Origin of the sequence: Apibacter sp. B3919, assembly GCF_026537405.1 — a bacterium.
Classification (GTDB): domain Bacteria; phylum Bacteroidota; class Bacteroidia; order Flavobacteriales; family Weeksellaceae; genus Apibacter.
Genome location: NZ_JAFNMG010000007.1, coordinates 24,403 through 44,440 on the forward strand (window position 1 = coordinate 24,403; position 20,038 = coordinate 44,440).

Genomic DNA, 20,038 nt, shown 5'->3' on the forward strand with positions numbered 1-20,038 from the left:
ATTAACTTATTTTCGGATATTCGGTGGGATTTACTTCATGCATAACCTCATATATTTTTTCAACTACATCATCTACAGAAGGTTTTGAAAAATAATCTCCGTCAGAACCGTAAGCCGGTCGATGATCCTTAGCCGTGATAGTTTTAGGAGCTGAGTCTAAATATTGAAAACCGTTTTGTTCTTCAATTATTTTTTGCAAAATATACGAACTTGCCCCTCCGGAAACGTCTTCATCAGCAATAACCAAACGGTTAGTTTTTTTAAGACTTTCCACAATTTCATGGCTTAGGTCAAAGGGTATTAAAGATTGAATATCAATAATTTCAATATCTATGCCTAATGTCTGTAATTCTTTGGCAGCTTCCGAAACAATTTTCCATGTTGCTCCATAGGTCACCAAAGTGATATCTTTACCTTCTCTTGTAATTTCAATCTTTCCGACCGGAGTTGTAAATTCACCTAAATTAATCGGCAAGTTTTCTTTCAGTCGATAACCGTTTAAACATTCAATAATCAAGCACGGTTCATCAGCTTGTAGCATGGTGTTGTAAAATCCGGCTGCCTGCACAAAATTTCTGGGAACCAAAACATAAATACCCCGTATATAATTAATGATTCCGCCCATAGGAGATCCCGAATGCCAAATGCCTTCCAATCTGTGTCCTCGAGTACGGATAATTAACGGAGCTTTTTGCCTTCCTTTCGTACGATAACTCAAAGAAGCCAGATCATCGCTTAAAGTTTGAATACCATACAGCACATAATCCAGATATTGAATTTCAGCAATAGGACGCAGTCCTCTCATAGCCATTCCCAATCCTTGACCTATAATGGTACTTTCTCGTATTCCGGTATCGGATATTCGGTAGGATCCGTATTTATCTTGCAATCCTTCAAATCCTTGATTCACATCGCCAATCTTTCCTACATCTTCACCAAAGGCTATTATTTCAGGATATTTTTCAAAAAGTTTATCGAAATTGTCTCTAATTACTATTCTTCCATCCACTGATTCCGGATTTTCACCATAAACAGGGGCAATATACGGAACATGAAGTGCTGAATATCGGGTATCTGTATATAATTTGGAATTGTAATTAAGGCTCTCATTATCAGAAATTTGATTATACCAAGTAAGCAAATTCGTTTTGGCCTGTGTATTTTCTTCTCTGACTATTCGAAGAACTTTACGTATAAAATGGAAAATATCTTTTTTATAAGGCAAAGACAGCTGTTGAAAGTTTTCTTTTTCCAAATTTATAAAAGCCTTTTTAACACTTTCATCAGCTAGGGCGGAGATTAAAGAAACCGTTTGATTACTTAGAGCATCCATATCTGTACGGAATTTATTCCATTCATTTTTTTGATGTTCCTTAACCAATTGTTTAATTTCTTTTTCTAAACTCAATAATTCTTCTTCGGTTGCAACTTGTATCTTTTGATTGTTCGTTTGGTCGTACGCTTCATAATCAATGATCCATTCTCTGAATTTCTTAATACAATCGTGTTCTTTTTCCCATTCCAAACGTTCGGCAGATTTATATCTTTCATGAGACCCCGAACTGGAATGTCCTTGAGGTTGAGTAAGTTCACTTACGTGTATAATAACGGGGATATGTTTTTCACGAGCTATTTTTTCTGCACGCGCATAGGCTTCAATTAATTCGGCATAATCCCATCCGCGCGCCGTAATGATTTCACATCCTCTGGAATTTTTTTCCTTGGTTCTTTTAAATCCTTCCAAAAGCTCAGAAAAATCGTCTTTGGCTCTTTGTTTAGACGATTCAACGGAGATGCCATAACCGTCATCCCAGATGGAAAGAACCATAGGGATTTGCAAAGCACAAGCAGCATTTAATGCTTCCCAAAAATGTCCTTCTGATGTACTCGCATCCCCGATAGTACCAAAGGCTATTTCATTGCCTTGATGGGAAAATTGTATTTTATCTTCAAGTCCGGTACAATTTCTGTAAATTTTAGAAGCGTAAGCTAATCCGAATAAACGTGGAATTTGCCCGGCTGTGGGTGATAAATCTGCAGCATTATTTTTTTGTTCCGTAAGAACTTTCCAATTACCTTCTTCATCAATTAAATGAGTAGCATAGTGACAATTCATCATTCTGCCCCCTGATTCCGGTTCTCTTTGGTCATCGGTATCAGCATATAATTGTGCAAAATAATTTTCAATAGTAATTTCACCTACTGCAAATGCTAGGGTTTGATCGCGATAATACCCCGAACGAAAATCTCCATTCTTAAAAACTTTAGACATGGCTATTTGCGGAAGTTCTTTTCCGTCTCCTAAAATGGCAAATTTTGCTTTTCCCGAAAGAACTTCCTTTCTTGCCAGTAAACTGGAATAACGGCTGATTAAGCACAATCTATAATCATTTAATACTTCTTTTTTAAATTCTTGGAAGCTTAAATTAGCATCTGAGATAGTAGAATTTATATCTTTAATCACTCCTATAAATATTTTTAGCAGAAACAAAGTTACAGATTTTATTCGAACCTAAACCTATTGAAAAAAGCAATGTATTTAAAAGTTTAAGTTATAAAATTACTTGCCTTTTAACAGATATAATTTCAAGTATTTATAAAATGAAATGGTTTTATTTTAGGATCATGGAGAGATTTCATTATATACATATTTTCGCAAAATAGCTATCTCTCAAATCATTTTAAATAAAAAAATAGCTATCAAATAAAATAAAACACTTAAGCAATGTAAAGTTAAATTTTTGTAGCCTAAGTATATAATTTTCAATCGAAATAGATAGCGGATTAAAATATTTAATATAATTGTTAAATATTAGGAAGAATAGTTAGTCATTTATGAATATAATTATTCGTTGACTTGAACTGATTTTTGATAGGGAGTTACAAGAAAGTATAAATTAGAAGCAATCCAACCGATCCAAAATAAATAACCACCTAAATGAAAACGTTCTTTCATGATTTTATGTTCATAAACCGTTGAAAAATCATGATATGTATAGGCAAGTCCTAAACAACCGAGTAATAAAAATAAAAAAAAGAAAAGCCGAGAGACCGTCAAATTGCATATACGCTTGATGAGGTATTGAACAAGCATTAGTATGAATAAAATACTAAAAACAAGAAGAGCGGTTTTCCACCATATTTTTAATATTTTATATTCACCTCGAAATAAATTAATTCCCATTCGACCAATCCAAGACATTTTAGACATTAATATGCCAATGGAAACGGATACTATCGCTTCGAAAAGTACTAATAAAGATAATCTTTTCATTACATAAAATTTTATAAAGAGGAAATATAATTTAAATCCAACAAAGTAAAAATACTAAGAAATCATGAAATAATAAAGCAGATATATTGAAGGAATCTAAAAATTTAAAGAGGTTTTAAAATGATTGAATTTTAATATAACAGAAATATAAATATCTAACTTTGAGAAAGCAACCTAAAATTTACTATTTAATAAATTTATTAAATTTAATATAACAATGTTTTCTAAAAACTTAACTTAAAATTGGAGATTGAAATAGTACTTGAGGCTACATTTGTTTGTTTTATATAAGTATAAAGTGTTTAAATTTAATTAGATAATTTATTAAAAAAAAATTTTAAAATTTTTTATGGAAAAATAATAAGAAAAACATCTATAAGAATAAATCAAAAATTGAAAAATAATATAATGAAAACAATTAGAAAAATTTTAACAGGAATTATTTTAGGTAGTATTTTAGTATCTTTTACTCAATTAAGTGGAGAATCAATGCATCAAAAAGAAGTAGAAAATGATCCCGGAAAAGAATTAGTAAATTTTCCAGAGGCAAAACCCGGTATGATGCGTCATGTGATTATTTTAGATAAGAAAAATAATGAAGAATTTTATAAAGTAGAACTTATTCCCGGAAAAATAATGAAAGTGGATTGCAATAAACATACTTTACTAGGGAAAACAGAAGAAAAAGTGTTGGAAGGTTGGGGATATAACTTTTACGAGTTTTCTTCAGAAGGAAAGACTATTTCTACCCGAATGGCTTGTCCACAGATAGTAAATAAAGAAAAATTTATTTCTTCTGAATCAATCATTATTACATATAACAGTAAACTTCCTATAGTAATTTATACCCCAAAGGGATATATTGTGAAATACAAAATTTGGGAAGCCGGAAAAGAAAAAACTGCTTCAGTGAAATAATTAATAGGGTTAAAAAAAAGGAATTCTTTTCAATTTGAAAAGAATTCCCTACTATATAAAAGTTTAACTTTTAAATATCTTTAGTAAAAAATTATTAGTAATTCAACATATACGATTTAATATAATCTTTGAATTGAAATATAAAACCTTCTTAGGTTATCTGAAACAGTACTGGTATCCATATTATCTATAAATCCAAAAAAATAAATTTTATACCATTTATCATCCAGAGAAACATCTGCGGTTAATATCTCAGTCTGATTATAGTTAGGAGTAATACTTAAATTTCCTCCACTAGCCATGACCATATTTTCACCCAAGTTAGCCCAAATACCGTCATCTAAACTCACATACCCTCCCCTGGGAGCTAAAATTATGTTGGCATTACTTTTAAACGTTGCACTAGCTGTCGCTCCAAACCATAATTTAACAGGGGAAGAGGTGATGTTTACTAATCTGGGATTATAGGAAACAGTAGCTAATGTATTAGCCCCATTCAATAAATAAGCATCTAATCTCAGTTTGCCACCTAAAATGGGTAGATCACTAACGTATTTGCTTAACCAATATTCGGGAATATTATTAAATGGATTAGTTATTAAATCACCAAAACCGGCATTAACATACGGAGATTGATAGTAAACACGTTCCCCGGGTGCAAGCCCTAAACCCGCACCAATGGTAGCATCACAGTTTTGCATAGCTACGCTAAGCGGAAATGTTGTTGTCTGAGGACTTGAAACCGTTGGAATTCCATCTATCACATAACGTAAAGCACCGTTTCCAACATTAAATTGTCCGGCATCAAGTGTTGCTGTAAGACCGTTTACAGGTCCAATTGATTGAGCAGGATAGGTACCACCGTCACCACCGGTATAAGGAACCGTCATAACTCCATGATACCTTTCGTTAGCAGTATAAAAACTTGGAACAGCCATAGCGGCATTACAGGTCAAATTTTGGATGATCCCCGGAATAATGGGACGACCATCTAATGTCTTCCATTGTTTTCCATTCCAAAAAACATATCCATTAAAAACGAAGTTGGGATTATCTCCCAAATTATAAACTAATAAACCTACAGCGGGTTCCGGAATTGTGAGAGTGTCTATATTTGATGTTAAAGATACACGTGGTCCTAAAAAACCTTTTTTACTGCCGGAACTAAGTCCTTCTACATTTAATTCCAAGATGGAAGAAGCATCTGGATCCGCGGTACCAACACCTACACTACCATCCGAAGTTACAATAAAATCGTTCGCTCCTTGAAACGGGGTAGGCATACCTAATTCCGAATTATCTTTCATACCGTCAATATGAAAGGTACCTTGTGGGTTATTTGTATTTACGCCAATTTGGCTAAATGATAATATGGGAACTAATAACATCCCTAAAAAAATAAACTTAGTTTTCATAAATTAAGTTGTTTTTAATGATTAGTATATTAATAAATATGTATTTAGAAGAGATCTTACTTGTTATAAGGTTATTTTAAATAATGTTAAACATTTATTTTAGAATTTATTTTAAAATATAATTCTAAAAGTGTTTACATAAGTTTTTTAGTGAAAGTAGTATCTATTATGTTATAATAATATTGAATACAAATGTAAATATTTATTTTAAATTTAGCATTATAATTTTAATAATTATATAATTTTTTAAAATAGTTGATAGTTGGCATAAATTATTTTTATGCTAAAACTAATATTCACATCCTAGTATAGTAATAGGTTTGCTGTACGTATTGCTAAGTAAACATCTAATCTGAATTTAAAATTTACTATTTAAAAATTCAATAGTTTTTTCTAATATAATTCTAATGTCCCTTTAATATAAAAATAACGCAGGTCAAATTTCAATCTAATATTTGGTAAATAAATTTGTCTTAAGACAAAAAATAATGCTTATATAATGCGTAAATACGTTTTTTTACTGGTTTGTACCTTCCTTACAAGTCTGGTTTTTGCACAAAAAGCAGAAGTAATTCAATTAACAAAAGAACAAGCAGAAGGTTTGTTTCTCAAACAAAATTTACAGCTGTTGGCAGAAAAAATGAATATAGATGCTGCCGAAGCTGCTGTTGTACAAGCAAAACTATGGGACAATCCTAACTTTTCGTTAGGTGATGTTAATTTATGGAGTACGAAATCTCAACGAGAACAAGAGCAAATTCCGGCACTCTTTGGAAAGTTTGCTAAAAATACGGAGTTTACGATGGAACTTAGCCAAATGGTTAAAACAGCCAGAAAAAGAGGTAAACTAATAAATAGAGAAAAGGTATCGAAAGAAATCGCTGTTCAGGAATTTGAGGAGACATTACGGGGCTTAAAACTAGAAGTACGAAAATCGCTGCAAGAGCTCATCTATTTACAATCCTATCAAAAAATATTAAATCACCAGCAAGAAGCGCTTTCAAAGCTGATTACGGCCTACAAAAATCAGGTTGCCGAAGGAAATATAGCAAAAAAAGATTTAATTCGTTTGCAATCCTCACAACTAGAGCTTAATGGAGAAATATACGAGGTTAAAAATAATTATAACGAACAACAGAAAATTATAAAATCTTTATTGAATATTCCTCCCCTGAATACGGTTGAAATACTCGAAGAAGATAATGAAGTAAAAAATCCGGATGATATCTTATTACCAAAAATTTTAGAAGAAGCATCTGAAAGCAGACCTGATATCAAAATTGCTAACCTTCAAATTGATTATTTTGATAAAGATTTATTATATGAAAAAGCACAAAAAGTACCCGATTTAACCTTTGCTGTCAATTATGATCGTATAAGTGCCCCATGGAAAGATTTTATAGGGTTCGGCGTAAGCTTTGATTTGCCCTTTTTCAATAGAAATCAAGGAAATATAAAGTTAGCCCAAGTTAACAAAGAGCAAAGCAAATATCAAGCAAAACAAGCAGTAACTACCGCACAGCATGAAATTACCGAAGCTTATACTAACTATTCCAACACCTACCACCTGTTTAAAGATATACAAAAAGAAAATATTTCCGAAGATTTGGACTATATGTTAGATGCTTATACCAGAAACCTGATGAAAAGAAACATAAGCATGTTGGAATTTATAGATTTCATGGATGCCTATAAAACCAATAAAGAGACCCTATTAAATACCCAAAAAAATCTTTATACACAATTTGAAGAGTTACAATATACTGTTGGAAAATAAATAAGATAAATCCCATGAAAAAAAATATATACATACTTTCCGTTCTGGCACTTGCCCTATCTTGCACCCATGTAAAAGATAACCAATCAAAAACTCAGGAAGAAGCTGTAATAAACCAGTCGTTTTTTAAACATGTAAAAACCATAAAAGCGGAATTAAAGCCACAAGAAGAGGAGTTAACACTTACAGGTAAAGTAGAATATGATCCGGATAAGATCGTTAATTATGTTCCGTTAATTAATGGGGTGGTAACAAAAACCTATTTTTCATTAGGAGACCAAGTAAAACAAGGACAAGTATTAGCAAATGTTCGAAGTTTAGAAGTAAACTCTTTACATTCCGAAAAATCCGGGTTACAATCTGAATTGGAAGTCGCTAGAAGAGAACTAAAAAGTGCGGAATCCATGTATAAAGACAACATGCTATCCGAAAGCGAATTAGTTGAAGCAAGAGCTAAAGTAAAACAAGCTGAGGCTTCTTTAGCAAGGGTACATACGGATATGTCTGTGGTAGGATCCAACGGAAGCGGCAGCTCTTCCATCGTTTCTCCTATGACCGGGTATATTATAAACAAAAATATAACATCAGGCAGTACCATATCTCCGGATGCTGAGTCTATATTTACGGTTGCAGACCTAAGTAAAGTATGGGTGATAGCCAATGTATACGCGAGTAATTTACAATTTGTAAAAGTAGGAATGCCCGTAGAAATGAGTTCTTTATCCTATCCGGGTGAAATATTTAACGGAACCATACAATCCATTTCTCAAGTTTTTGATTCTGAAGAAAGAGTTTTGAAAGCAAGAATAGTTATGGAAAATGCAGATTTGAAATTTAAGCCCGAAATGTCCATGACCATCAAACTAAAAAACAATACAGAAAATACCCATGTGTCAATTCCGGTAAACGCACTCATTTTCGATGACGATAAATATTATGTAATCGTTGAAGAATCCAAAGAAAATTTCAAAGTAAAAGAAGTTCAACTTCAAGGTCACAACGAAGAAACCGCATATATCCTTTCCGGTCTTTCCGAAGGAGAAAATGTTGTGGTTAACAATCAATTACTAATTTATTCAGCTTTAAAAAACAAATAACAAAACATGCATAAGTTTGTTGAAAAATGTATTGCCTTTTCATTAAGGAATCACATACTAATACTATTTCTTAGCGTACTCTTATTTATCGGCGGAATTGTATGTTATCTAAACACACCTATTGAGGCCTATCCCGACGTAACTAACACAAGAGTACGAATTATAACCCAATGGCCGGGAAGAAGTGCGGAAGAAATTGAAAAATTTGTTACACTTCCTATAATGAAGGAAATGAATACCATTCCCAGAAAAACGGAAGTACGTTCTACTTCTCTCTTTGGTCTTTCGGTGGTAACCGTAATTTTTGAAGATGGAGTAGATGATTTCTTTGCTCAGCAATATGCTTCAAATCGTATGCAGGATATGGATCTTCCGGAAGGAGCCGATCCATCGATAGAACCGCCTTCCGGTGCTACCGGTGAAATATACCGTTATACTATTAAAAGTGACCTTCCTGTTCGCGAAATATCTGCTCTTAACGAATGGGTAGTAGAGCGTGAGCTCTTATCGGTTCCCGGAGTAGCCAGTATTGTAAGTTTCGGTGGAGAAGAAAAATGCTATGAAATAAAAGTAAATCCTACAGAATTAGCAAATTACGGACTTTCGCCTTTGGAGGTTTACGAAGCTATTTCAAAAAGTAATATAAATGTAGGCGGAGATGTCATACAAAAAGGAAGTCAAGCCTATGTAGTACGCGGAGTTGGCTTATTGGACAATATTAAAGATATTGAAAATATACTTATTGAAGTAAAAGGTAGCACACCTATACGAGTAAAACAAGTTGCCAACGTTTCTGTTTCTTCAAAACCACGTTTGGGACAAGTAGGGTTAGATGATAGAGATGATGTTGTACAGGGAATTGTGGTAATGCTTAGAGGACAAAATCCGGGAGACGTGATTAAAAATTTAAAGGTTAAAATAGCCGATTTAAATGATCGTATATTACCAGAAAACGTAAAAATCGTACCTTTTTTAGATCGAACAACCTTAGTAGATGCTACTGTCCATACCGTAATGAAAAACCTGATCGAGGGTATTGTGTTGGTTTCCATTGTAGTATTTATTTTCCTGTTTAACTGGAGAACCACCTTGATTGTGGCTACGGTTATCCCGCTTTCTTTCTTATTTGCCATTATTATGCTTCGAATACAAGGACTTCCGGCGAACCTTATTTCAATGGGAGCGCTAGACTTTGGATTGTTGCTCGAGGGAACATTGGTTATCGTTGAAATCATATTTGTCTCGATGGTAAAGAGAACGGAAGAGTTGGGAGGAGAACGATTTATAAAATCGTCTAAAGGGGGATTAATTAAAAAAAGTGCCGGAGGAGTTGCTTCTCACATATTTTTTGCTCAGATTATTTTGGTCGTTGCCTTATTTCCTATCTTTTCATTTCAAAAAGTGGAAGGTAAAATGTTTTCCCCGTTGGCATTTACTTTAGGATATGCATTAATGGGATCATTAATTTTATCTCTTACCTATGTGCCGGTTATGTGTAAAATTTTGCTTACCAAACCGGTTAAAGAAAAATCAAATGCAATAAGCAGATTCTTTTCCTCCCATTTATATAAAATTTTTCTATTTGCATCCCGTCATCGTAAAGGAAGTATTATAACCTTCTGTATACTCTTACTGCTTTGCATCGCAAGATTTAGTTTTTGGGGTACGGAATTTATACCCAGTATGAACGAAGGAGCAATTTATATACGTGCTACCTTACCTAACAGCATTAATTTGGACGAATCAGTAAAAATCACTCAACAAATGAAAAAGAAGTTGAGGAGTTTTGATGAAGTACAATTTGTATTGTCACAGACCGGACGTCCGAATGACGGAACAGATCCAACCGGGTTTTTTAACATAGAATTCCATGCCCAGTTGAAGCCGGAAAATCAATGGAAGAAAAAAGTTAAAAAAGAAGAGCTTATCCGAGAAATGAAAGATTCTTTAGACATTTATCCCGGAACAGTTTTCGGCTTTAGCCAACCCATACAAGATAATGTAGAAGAATATGTAGCAGGAGTAAAAAGTTCCTTAGTAATTAAAATATACGGAGATGATCTACAAAAGTTGGAACAAATGGCAGATCATGCAGCTTCTATCATACAAAAAGTGAAAGGAGTAGAAGATGTAAATGTGTTCCGAAGTATCGGTTTACCTGAATTACAAATCCGTTTATCCGAAGATCGTATGGCCCGTTATGCGGTATCTATGGCAGATGCTCAAGCAGTAGTGGAAATGGCAATAGGAGGTAAAGCTGCCACCCAATTTTATGAAGGCGAAAAAATATTTGATGTCAGAGTACGATTTCAAAAAGAATACAGAGATAATGAAGATAAGATCGGAGAAATTCTAATACCTACCATGGATGGAAAACATGTTCCGTTAAAAGAAATTGCCGATATCAAATTTGTAACCGGCCCGACGTTTATCTATAGAGATGGAAGCAGCAGATACATCGGAGTTGGGTTTAGTGTTCGCGACCGTGATTTAGGGTCTACTATTAAAGAAGCTCAAGAAAAAGTAAATAAAGAGGTTAAACTAGGTCGAGGAAATCGCATGGTATGGGCAGGAGAATTTGAAAGCCAACAAAGAGCAACACAACGATTGATGATTATTGTTCCTTGTGCCTTATTATTGATCTTATTTTTACTCTATATGAATTTCAGGACCATCAAAGACACTTTAATTGCAGCAAGTGCCATGCCTTATGCCTTTATCGGTGGTTTTATTTCCCTGTGGATAACCGGTACCACTTTTGGAATTTCTGCAGGAATAGGATTTATTATACTATTTGGAATTACCGCTATTGACAGCATTTTGTTGATTGCTTTGATGAAGAAAAAGATGAATTCAACCGGAAATTTAAGATTAGCCATAGATAGTGCAGTTAAAAGCAGGATACGTCCGGTGCTCATGATAGCCCTTATGGGATCGATGGGATTATTACCGGCCGCCATGTCCAATGGAATGGGTTCTGAAGTTCAAAAGCCTTTAGCAATTATGATAGTTGGGGGTATAATCACCTGTATGCTTTTATCATTTACTATTTTACCGCAAGTTTTTTACTTTGCTTACCGCAAGAAAAGAAAAATTAAATCATAAAATAGTAACTTTATAAAGCAAAAAGTAAAATATGGAGTTGTTATTGGTAGAAGATAATAAAAAAATCAGTGAGTTCATGATCAAAGGATTAGAAGAAAGCGGTTTTTCAGTCACTTTGGTTGAGAATGGTGTGGATGCGAGAAGTCGTTTAAATGATACTAATTGGAATATGATCTTATTGGATATTATGCTGCCTGATATTGACGGAATGGAGTTGTTGCAGTATATCCGCTATAAAAAAATAACCACTCCTGTTTTAGTAATCAGTGCTTTAGGAGATCCCGATGATAAAGTGAAAGCCCTTAGTTACGGTGCAGATGATTATCTGACCAAGCCTTTTCATTTTAAAGAATTGGTAGCACGAATTCATGCATTGGACAGAAGAAGGAAAATGAATTATGATTCTTCTTCCAATGTATTGGTATGCGGAGATTTAAAAATGTATTTGGATGAGCATAAAATTCTTAGAGGAGATATTGAAATAGTTCTAACCCATCTTGAATTTAAATTATTAAAATTCTTAATGGAAAATAAAAATAAAGTTGTTTCAAGAACCCAAATTCTAACCAGTGTTTGGGGAATTAACCATGATATAAATACCAATATAGTAGAAGTATATATTTCTTACTTACGAAATAAAATTGATGGCGAGTTTGAAACAAAAATTATTGAAACCATAAAAGGAAGGGGATATCGTATTAAATCTTTATTAGCTGAATAATGAAAATACAGACAAGATTAAGTTTACTAAGCTCCGGTTTTTGGGGAATTGTCTTTATAGCCGTAGCGCTTCTGATATTCAGCTTCTACAAAAGGAGCATTGAAAACTCCGTTTACAGGAATTTACAAAAGACCGCTCAAATTATCGGCTATTATTTTTTTGAAGAAGATGAAATAAGCGCAAAAGAATTTCAAAAAATAAAAAAGCAATACGAAAAAATAAACAATCCCTATTTTGAAATTTACGACGATCTGAATCAATTAAAATATGGAAATATACAAGATGTTCCCGAATCGGTAATTAATGAAATACGCTATCAAAAGAAATTATCCTTTACCACCGATAACTTTTTATGTTATGGAATGTATTATAATGACAACGAAGGCAATTTCGTAATCATTGCAAAGGAAAATAAACAGGATGTGTATCAATACATCAATCCCCTTATAGGAATATTAGTATCCGCCTTTATTGTCGGGTTATTGGCTACCATATTGCTAAACCGTTGGATAGCCCATATAGCCTATCGTCCCATAAGAGAAGCAATCAATCAAGTAAAACAAATGACTCCGGGCGATTCCATGGAATTGAAGACGAGCCGAAATACAGTTAAAGACGAATTGTACGATCTTACTGAAACCTTTAATGAATTGCTAAAAAAAATTTCCGATTCAATTAAAATACAACAAAATTTTGTGAGCTATGTTTCACATGAATTCAAGACACCTTTGGCAGCGATTCAAGGAAATTTGGAGGTATTTTCCATGAAAAACCGTTCACCCGAAGAATATCAAGCCCTAGCCCAAACATTGATGGAGGAAATAGACCGGCTTCAAGAAATATTAGATATTTTACTCATTGTTTCCGATTTGCGAAAAAATACAGACATTTCAGAACAAATACGTATTGACGAACTCATATTTGAAATTATTAAACGAGTTTCAGATAAATATTCCGACTGCAGTGAGATCATAGATTATACTTTAGATGTTACTTCGGAAAATATAGAGTTGCTTTACATTAATATAGATAAAACACAATTATTTATAGCCTTATTCAATCTAATTGAAAATGCGGTTAAATTCTCACAAAGAAAATTAGTACGTATTCAACTGTATGAACGTGAAGGAAAATTACATCTTTTGATACAAGATCATGGGATTGGAATTCCCAAAATGCAATTAAGCGAAATAAGTCGTCCGTTTTATCGAGCCCCAAATGCTGAAAAAGTATCTGGATCGGGGATAGGGCTTTCCATTGCCCTTCGTATTTTAGAAAAAAACCATATAGAATATACCATAGAATCCGAAGAAAACAAAGGAACTAAAATTACCTTAACTTTTTTCGGCATGAATCAGGAGTAAATTTACACTCATATTTGTTTTAGCTGTTTATTGTTAAGTAAAATTAGTATCATTTAAATACTAATTCACTTAGCTGGAAAAGGTGAATTTTAAGTAATTCACCTTTTCATTTTTTAACAATAGAATCTTTCCAAAAAATGATATTTTTAATAATTACAAAAAGCAAAGTGAGTTAGTAAACTTTCATAATTTAAAATTTTTAAAGGAGCATCTTAATTAAATCCTTATTTTTGAGCTGATTTAATCCATTTAACCAAGAAGATAAAATGAATACGTATCAAAATCCGTTGGAAAGCCGCTATTGCAGTGATGAAATGTTGTACAATTTTTCTCCTGAAAAAAAATTTACTACTTGGAGAAAATTATGGTTAGCCCTGGCAGAAATACAAAAAGAGCTTGGTTTAGATATTTCGGATGAGCAAATAAAAGAGCTTAGAGAGCAAGTATCGAAAATAGATTTTAAGAAAGCAGACGAATATGAAAAAAAATTTCGTCATGATGTTATGGCCCATGTACATGCATATGGAGATGCAGCACCGGCTGCACGTCCCATTATTCATTTAGGGGCAACTTCTGCCTTTGTAGGGGATAATACGGATCTTATTCAAATACGTGACGGTTTCGAACTGGTGAAGAAAAAATTGATTAATGTAATTAAAGGATTGCATTCGTTTGCACTTAAGTATAAAGACCATCCTACCTTAGGGTTTACTCATTTTCAACCGGCGCAATTAACAACGATTGGTAAACGAGCTACTCTTTGGTTGCAATCGGTTTTATTAGATTTGGAAGATTTAGAATATCGTTTGGAAACGTTGCGCTTCAGAGGAGTTAAAGGTACTACCGGAACGGCTGCCAGTTTTAAAGAATTGTTTGACGGGGACTTTTCAAAAGTCAAGGAATTGGACCGGAAATTATCAGAACGTTTCGGCTTTAAAAAAGTTTTTAAAGTAAGTGGACAAACTTATGACCGAAAGATAGATGCTCAGGCACTAGAAGTACTTTCCAATATTGCACAATCTGCACATAAGTTTACGAACGATTTGCGCTTGTTGCAAAGCTTAAAAGAAATAGAAGAACCGTTTGAAAAGAATCAGATAGGTTCCAGCGCCATGGCTTATAAGCGTAATCCGATGCGATCTGAAAGAATTGCTTCATTAGCTAAATTCGTAATCTCTTTAGCAACTTCTCCTGCAATGGTTGCGTCCACTCAATGGTTTGAAAGAACATTAGACGATTCCGCAAATAAAAGGTTGAGCATACCTCAAGCATTTTTAGCCATAGATGCCATCTTATTAATCTGGAATAATATCTTGGACGGATTGGTCGTATATCCTAAAATGATTGAAAAGCATATTAATGAAGAACTGCCCTTTATGGCAACCGAATACATCATTATGGAAGGAGTTAAAAACGGAGGAGACCGACAGGAACTTCATGAAATCATTCGTCAACATTCTATGGAAGCAGCCAAAAAAGTAAAAATGGAAGGAAAGCCTAATGATTTAATCGAACGAATTATCAAAGATGAAAAAATAAATATAGACAAAGAAAAATTGATGAAATTGATTAATCCATCCAATTTCATCGGATTTGCTCCGGAACAAACAGAAGAGTTTTTAGATCAGGAAGTAAATCCTATTTTACTAAAATATGAACATCTACTAGGAATAAATTCCGATCTTAGAGTCTAAAAATATATATACTGAAATAACCACTGTGGCAGTTCTGATTGTTTAAACTAATTTAAACTAAACATAAACTAAATATTTATTCTATTCGCCGATTATATGGCAAAGTAACGATCTTCGTGCCCGGTGGTTTTTCAGTATAGTGTGTATTTATTAATTCGGTTTTGTTATCTAGGATATCCGATTTCTTTATAAAATTCTTCCAAAAATTTCAGCATAAATAAATGCCTTTCTTCAGCCATTTCTTTAGCAATATCGGTATTCATCAAGTCTTTCAGCTTCAATAGCTTTTCATAAAAATGATTGATCGTACATGAGGTACTTTTTTGATAAGAAGCACTTTCCGTATATTCGGTCGGTTTTTCGTTCGGATCAAACAAATCTCGACCTTTGGTACCACCATAAGCAAATGCTCGAGCTATTCCTACAGCACCTATTGCATCCAATCGATCGGCATCTTGAACAATTTTTGCTTCAAGTGAAGTAGGAGGAGGATTATGTCCACCCTTATACGAAACTTCGTTAATAATTTTAATGATATCTTCAACGAAACTTTTCGGATATGATAAAGAAGACAGTAATGGAAATACGAGTTCTTCAGTACGGTCCGTTCCATTATGGAGTTTATAATCTCCGACATCGTGAAGCCAGGCTGCCAATAAAACTTTAGAACGATCAGCCTTTTCGTGAAGGAGAATATTTTGGGCGTTGGTTACTACTCGCTCTATATGCCAATAATCATGTCCACTTTTATCCGAAGAATGTTTATTTTTTATATAACCACGAATGATTAATATTGATTGGTCTAATTCCATGCTTAAATATAGAATTTTAATAAGAATTATATAAATATAAGTTCAAAAATTTAACAGCCCTTTTATTATATTAGAGAGGTATAAAGATATTGAATTGGACTTTTCCACTTCAATTGAAAGTATTGAAATGGAAGGATAAAAAAGAAAAAGCCCCTTTATAAAAAACAGGGGCTTGTATTATTTTTAATATGGTAAATGTAAGTAGATAACTATTCGCTATATACACCCATATTTATAAATTTATTTTGTCTGTGTTCCACCAACTCATCAGGAGACATTTTAGAAAGCTCATTATAGGCCTCTAAAACTTGATTTTTTAAAGACATAAAGGCTCCTTCCGGGTTGTAATGAGCACCGCCAAGCGGCTCCTTAATTATTCCGTCAATAATGCCTAATTCCAAAGAATTTTTAGGGGTTAAACGAAGATTTTCGGCAGCAACTTCTTTGTATTCCCAGCTTCTGAATAAAATTGAGGAACAACTTTCCGGGGAAATTACGGAATACCAGGTATTTTCCATCATGTAAACCTTATTTCCTACACCGATTCCCAACGCACCGCCACTGGCACCTTCACCAATAACTACGCAAATAATCGGAACTTTAATTTGGCACATCTGAGCGATATTATACGCGATGGCTTCTCCTTGCCCTCTTTCTTCGGCATCTAGTCCAGGATAGGCTCCCGGAGTGTCTATTAAGGTTAGAATAGGAATGTTAAACTTTTCAGCAACCCTCATCAAGCGTAACGCTTTTCGGTAGCCGTCTGGATTGGGCATACCAAAACGACGGTATTGTCTTTCTTTGGTATTTTTACCTTTTTGTTGACCGATAATCATAAAAGTTTTACCGTCAATTCTTCCCAATCCTCCAATCATGGCTTTGTCATCGCCATAGTTGCGGTCTCCGTGTAATTCAATAAATGTATTATCAGTGATGGCACTGCAATAGTCTAACGAATAAGGACGAGAGGGATGTCTGGATAATTGAACGGTTTGCCAAGGGGTAAGGTTATCGTATATTTGATGTTTGGTTTGTTCGATTTTCTTTTCGATTTCTTTGCAAGTAGAATTGATATCTACTCCGCTTTCTTTACCAAGCTCGATCCATTTTTTAAGCTGGTCTTCTAATTCTTTTATAGGCAATTCAAAATCTAAATATTCCATTTTATGAGTATTAGTGACTAAATATACTAACTTTTAAATAAATCAAATTAAATTCTCATTTTTGAAACTACTTAGAAATGGTATTTTCAAAAATAAATTTCCAATGAATTATAAATCCAAAATTCCTTCAGGTAAAGTCATTGAAATGTAATGATCATTTCTGTTTACTTCAATAATCCAATCATTAATAATAGGAATGTAAATAAATTTATCATTTTTAGATAGTTTTATAATAAAAAGAGCTTGTGCGCTGTTATCGTTTATTTCAGTAATTTCTCCAATCTTTTGTAGGTTTTCGTCTACTAAAGAAAAGTGTATAACTTCATGATAATAAAATTGTTTTCCTTTTAATTTAGGTAATGTATTTAAAGGAAGGTACAGCTGCGTTCCTATTAAGTCTTGTGAATTGATAGAAGTATCTTCAAATTTTACACGTAATGAATCTTTATTATAGAGTTGACATTCATTTAGAAAAAAAGGAACCGGCATTTCATTGATATTAATAAATACCGATTCCAAATTATTGTAAGCCTCCGGTTCATCTGTGTCTAGTTTAACAATCAGATGACCTTTCAAACCATGAGTTTTAGTGATTGTGCCTAGGTAGTAACAATCTTCTAATTGCATGAATCTAATTAGGCTTTAGGTTCTTCATTAGTTTCAGCCTGAGCATCAGTAGCTGCTTCATCTTCTGCGATGATTGCTTCTACTACTTCTTCTGCATCGTTAGCTTCTGCTTCTTCTGCTTTTTGTTGAGCAGCGATACGGCTTTCATTTACTTTTCTTTCAGCTTCAAGCTTTTCTTTTTTCGCTTGTTGCTTAGAAGAAGCCAATTTGTCTTTTTTCGCTTGAATAGCTTTTTCTTTGTCTTCCAACCAAGCTTGGAATTTTTTCTCTGCTTCTTCAGCCGAAAAAGCTCCTTTTTTAACCCCTCCGTTCAAATGCTTTTTTAATAAAGCACCTTTGTAAGAAAGGATAGATTTTGCTGTATCTGATGGTTGAGCTCCTTTTTCTAACCAGCTCACTGCTCTGTCAACATTTAATTCAATGGTTGCAGGGTTGGTCGTAGGAACGTAAATTCCTAATTTTTCGATGTTTTTACCATCTCTTTTAGCTCTAGAATCTGCTACAACAATGTGAAAAACCGGTTTTCCTTTTTTACCGTGTCTTTGTAATCTAATTTTTACTGCCATAATTTTTTATTTTGGGATCCCGTCCCGTTATTAGTTAAGTTTGCAAATATACTACTTGTTTTACTATTGCTGCAAATTTTTGCGTACAAATTATCGTTTTATACTCTTAGTTTTTCTTGGAAAAATGAGCATCCCAGCCTTGAGCATTCAACGGAATGCGCTGTGTATTTCCTTTGGTTATCAAAACATTTTCAACCGTTTCGGTAGCATGACCGATAATGGTGAAGTTAGGATTATGTTTGATCTTATCATGATCTTCAATAGGAATGGTAAATAAAATTTCATAATCTTCTCCCCCGTTTAGTACCCCTGTTACGGGATTGATACCGAATTCTTCCGCTGTAGTAATTACCTGGCTGTCCATCGGGATTTTTTCTTCATAAATGGAGAAGCCAACGTTACTTTGTTGGGAAAGATGAATGATTTCAGAGGCCAACCCGTCGGAAATATCAATCATAGAAGTAGGATGTACGTCCATTTCTTTAAGTAAGGCTTTAATTTCCGTACGTGCTTCAGGTTTTAATTGCCTTTCCAAAATATAAGTATACCCCGATAAATCCGGTTGAAGGTTTGGGTTAACTTTAAAAACAGAATTTTCACGTTCCAATACTTGTAATCCGAAGTAAGCACCGCCCAAATCACCGCTGACAACCAAAAGGTCATTGGGTTTTGCTCCTTTTCGGTAGACAATCTCGTCTTTATGAGCATATCCCACGGTAGAAATATTTATTACCAATCCCAGGTTGGATGAAGTGGTATCTCCTCCGACTAAATCTATAGAATAGTGTTTACACGCCAGGTGGATTCCGGTGTATATTTCTTCCAATGCTTCTACCGGAAAACGATTAGAAACGGCTATGGAAATCAGTATTTGTTCCGGAACGGCGTTCATGGCAACTAAATCGCTGAGTCCGATAACTACTGACTTATAACCTAGATGTTTTAAAGGGGTATAAGCCAAATTGAAATGAATATTTTCCAATAGCATATCGGTAGAAACTAACACCTTTTTATCTTTTGGATCCAACACGGCGGCATCGTCTCCAACTCCTTGTAGAGTAGAGGGATGTTTGGGTTTGAAATTTTGAGTAAGATGTTCGATCAGTCCAAATTCACCATATTCTGAAATTGAAGTTTTATATGGGTTCTTATTATCAAGCATACTGCGGATATCTATTAATTTATTTTGAATTCGATTTTCGAATTTACGGCTTTTTCGGGTATATGCCTTATTATTTGTATTGCGATCCGTAATTTTTTCGATTTTTTGCTAAATATGAAGAAGTGTAATTAAAATATTTTACAAGGATTGAATAATATAAAGTTTTTTAGAAAAAAAAATCCATACAGATTCAAAGATTAATTTTTAAGGCGGTTACCCATAACAAAAACAACACTCCAACACTGTAATTCAATAAATTACAACAAGATAGCCCATACATATTTTAAAGAAAGCCTGAAACCAACCCATAACTTTGTTCAGACAACCCAACAGCATCTTTTTG

General features: G+C 33.7%; 15 protein-coding genes. 7 read left to right on the forward strand and 8 right to left on the reverse strand.

Annotation, left to right across the window (positions count from 1 at the left end):
• Position 1 precedes the first annotated feature (1 nt).
• Positions 2–2,452, reverse strand: coding sequence for an alpha-ketoacid dehydrogenase subunit alpha/beta (locus J3U20_RS09965; RefSeq protein WP_160543369.1), 2,451 nt, complete (start codon positions 2,450–2,452; stop codon positions 2–4).
• 393 nt (positions 2,453–2,845) lie between these two features.
• Positions 2,846–3,274, reverse strand: a complete 429-nt coding sequence (locus J3U20_RS09970) for a hypothetical protein (RefSeq protein ID WP_160543356.1) — start codon at positions 3,272–3,274, stop codon at positions 2,846–2,848.
• Positions 3,275–3,682: 408 nt separating this feature from the next.
• On the opposite strand from J3U20_RS09970, the gene eco reads away from it, so the two are divergent.
• Positions 3,683–4,192, forward strand: coding sequence for a serine protease inhibitor ecotin (gene eco, locus J3U20_RS09975; RefSeq protein WP_160543357.1), 510 nt, complete (start codon positions 3,683–3,685; stop codon positions 4,190–4,192).
• 116 nt (positions 4,193–4,308) lie between these two features.
• On the opposite strand, the gene J3U20_RS09980 is transcribed toward eco, so the two are convergent.
• Positions 4,309–5,607: a hypothetical protein gene (locus J3U20_RS09980; RefSeq protein ID WP_160543358.1), complete on the reverse strand. Its 1,299-nt coding sequence runs from the start codon at positions 5,605–5,607 to the stop codon at positions 4,309–4,311.
• A gap of 499 nt (positions 5,608–6,106) precedes the next feature.
• Here J3U20_RS09980 and J3U20_RS09985 point away from each other — a divergent pair, with 499 nt between their 5' ends.
• From J3U20_RS09985 to purB, 6 genes are all read left to right on the forward strand, one after another.
• Positions 6,107–7,384 carry a TolC family protein gene (locus tag J3U20_RS09985; RefSeq protein ID WP_160543359.1) on the forward strand — a complete coding sequence of 426 codons (1,278 nt, stop codon included), beginning with the start codon at positions 6,107–6,109 and terminating at the stop codon, positions 7,382–7,384.
• Between the two features lie 14 nt (positions 7,385–7,398).
• Positions 7,399–8,481, forward strand: a complete 1,083-nt coding sequence (locus J3U20_RS09990; RefSeq protein ID WP_160543360.1) for an efflux RND transporter periplasmic adaptor subunit — start codon at positions 7,399–7,401, stop codon at positions 8,479–8,481.
• A 6-nt stretch (positions 8,482–8,487) separates the two neighbouring features.
• Positions 8,488–11,586 (forward strand): efflux RND transporter permease subunit, encoded by a 3,099-nt coding sequence (locus tag J3U20_RS09995; RefSeq protein WP_160543361.1) that lies wholly within the window; start codon positions 8,488–8,490, stop codon positions 11,584–11,586.
• A 31-nt stretch (positions 11,587–11,617) separates the two neighbouring features.
• Complete coding sequence (locus J3U20_RS10000; protein ID WP_160543362.1) at positions 11,618–12,307, forward strand: response regulator transcription factor; 690 nt, start codon at positions 11,618–11,620, stop codon at positions 12,305–12,307.
• Positions 12,307–13,671, forward strand: a complete 1,365-nt coding sequence (locus tag J3U20_RS10005) for a sensor histidine kinase (protein ID WP_160543363.1) — start codon at positions 12,307–12,309, stop codon at positions 13,669–13,671. Before J3U20_RS10000 ends, J3U20_RS10005 begins: the two co-directional genes overlap by 1 nt.
• Positions 13,672–13,937: 266 nt before the next feature.
• The gene (gene purB, locus J3U20_RS10010; RefSeq protein WP_160543364.1) at positions 13,938–15,365 is read left to right on the forward strand and encodes an adenylosuccinate lyase; all 1,428 of its coding nucleotides are present in this window, start codon (positions 13,938–13,940) and stop codon (positions 15,363–15,365) included.
• A gap of 164 nt (positions 15,366–15,529) precedes the next feature.
• Here the strand turns inward: purB and J3U20_RS10015 are convergent, their stop codons facing one another.
• The 5 genes from J3U20_RS10015 to thiL all read right to left on the reverse strand — a co-directional run bounded on the left by J3U20_RS10015 (position 15,530) and on the right by thiL (position 19,695).
• Positions 15,530–16,177 carry an HD domain-containing protein gene (locus tag J3U20_RS10015; protein WP_160543365.1) on the reverse strand — a complete coding sequence of 216 codons (648 nt, stop codon included), beginning with the start codon at positions 16,175–16,177 and terminating at the stop codon, positions 15,530–15,532.
• Positions 16,178–16,386: 209 nt separating this feature from the next.
• On the reverse strand, positions 16,387–17,340 hold the full coding sequence (locus J3U20_RS10020) for an acetyl-CoA carboxylase carboxyltransferase subunit alpha (protein WP_105297870.1): 954 nt from the start codon (positions 17,338–17,340) through the stop codon (positions 16,387–16,389).
• 108 nt (positions 17,341–17,448) lie between these two features.
• Positions 17,449–17,967: a ribosome maturation factor RimM gene (rimM, locus tag J3U20_RS10025; RefSeq protein ID WP_160543366.1), complete on the reverse strand. Its 519-nt coding sequence runs from the start codon at positions 17,965–17,967 to the stop codon at positions 17,449–17,451.
• Positions 17,968–17,975: 8 nt separating this feature from the next.
• Positions 17,976–18,533: a 30S ribosomal protein S16 gene (locus J3U20_RS10030; RefSeq protein WP_105297868.1), complete on the reverse strand. Its 558-nt coding sequence runs from the start codon at positions 18,531–18,533 to the stop codon at positions 17,976–17,978.
• A gap of 106 nt (positions 18,534–18,639) precedes the next feature.
• Entirely contained in the window at positions 18,640–19,695 is a 1,056-nt protein-coding gene (thiL, locus tag J3U20_RS10035) for a thiamine-phosphate kinase (RefSeq protein ID WP_160543367.1), read from the reverse strand.
• Between the last annotated feature and the right edge of the window lie 343 nt (positions 19,696–20,038).

What these genes read in the sequence shown, in the direction of transcription:
- J3U20_RS09980 (WP_160543358.1), bottom strand. Translation starts at nt 5,607, where the DNA reads ATGAAAACTAAGTTTATTTTTTTAGGGATGTTATTAGTTCCCATATTA.
- eco (WP_160543357.1), top strand. Translation starts at nt 3,683, where the DNA reads ATGAAAACAATTAGAAAAATTTTAACAGGAATTATTTTAGGTAGTATT.
- J3U20_RS10000 (WP_160543362.1), top strand. Translation starts at nt 11,618, where the DNA reads ATGGAGTTGTTATTGGTAGAAGATAATAAAAAAATCAGTGAGTTCATG.
- J3U20_RS10020 (WP_105297870.1), bottom strand. Translation starts at nt 17,340, where the DNA reads ATGGAATATTTAGATTTTGAATTGCCTATAAAAGAATTAGAAGACCAG.
- J3U20_RS10015 (WP_160543365.1), bottom strand. Translation starts at nt 16,177, where the DNA reads ATGGAATTAGACCAATCAATATTAATCATTCGTGGTTATATAAAAAAT.
- purB (WP_160543364.1), top strand. Translation starts at nt 13,938, where the DNA reads ATGAATACGTATCAAAATCCGTTGGAAAGCCGCTATTGCAGTGATGAA.
- rimM (WP_160543366.1), bottom strand. Translation starts at nt 17,967, where the DNA reads ATGCAATTAGAAGATTGTTACTACCTAGGCACAATCACTAAAACTCAT.
- J3U20_RS09995 (WP_160543361.1), top strand. Translation starts at nt 8,488, where the DNA reads ATGCATAAGTTTGTTGAAAAATGTATTGCCTTTTCATTAAGGAATCAC.
- J3U20_RS10030 (WP_105297868.1), bottom strand. Translation starts at nt 18,533, where the DNA reads ATGGCAGTAAAAATTAGATTACAAAGACACGGTAAAAAAGGAAAACCG.
- J3U20_RS09990 (WP_160543360.1), top strand. Translation starts at nt 7,399, where the DNA reads ATGAAAAAAAATATATACATACTTTCCGTTCTGGCACTTGCCCTATCT.
- J3U20_RS09970 (WP_160543356.1), bottom strand. Translation starts at nt 3,274, where the DNA reads ATGAAAAGATTATCTTTATTAGTACTTTTCGAAGCGATAGTATCCGTT.
- J3U20_RS10005 (WP_160543363.1), top strand. Translation starts at nt 12,307, where the DNA reads ATGAAAATACAGACAAGATTAAGTTTACTAAGCTCCGGTTTTTGGGGA.
- thiL (WP_160543367.1), bottom strand. Translation starts at nt 19,695, where the DNA reads ATGCTTGATAATAAGAACCCATATAAAACTTCAATTTCAGAATATGGT.
- J3U20_RS09985 (WP_160543359.1), top strand. Translation starts at nt 6,107, where the DNA reads ATGCGTAAATACGTTTTTTTACTGGTTTGTACCTTCCTTACAAGTCTG.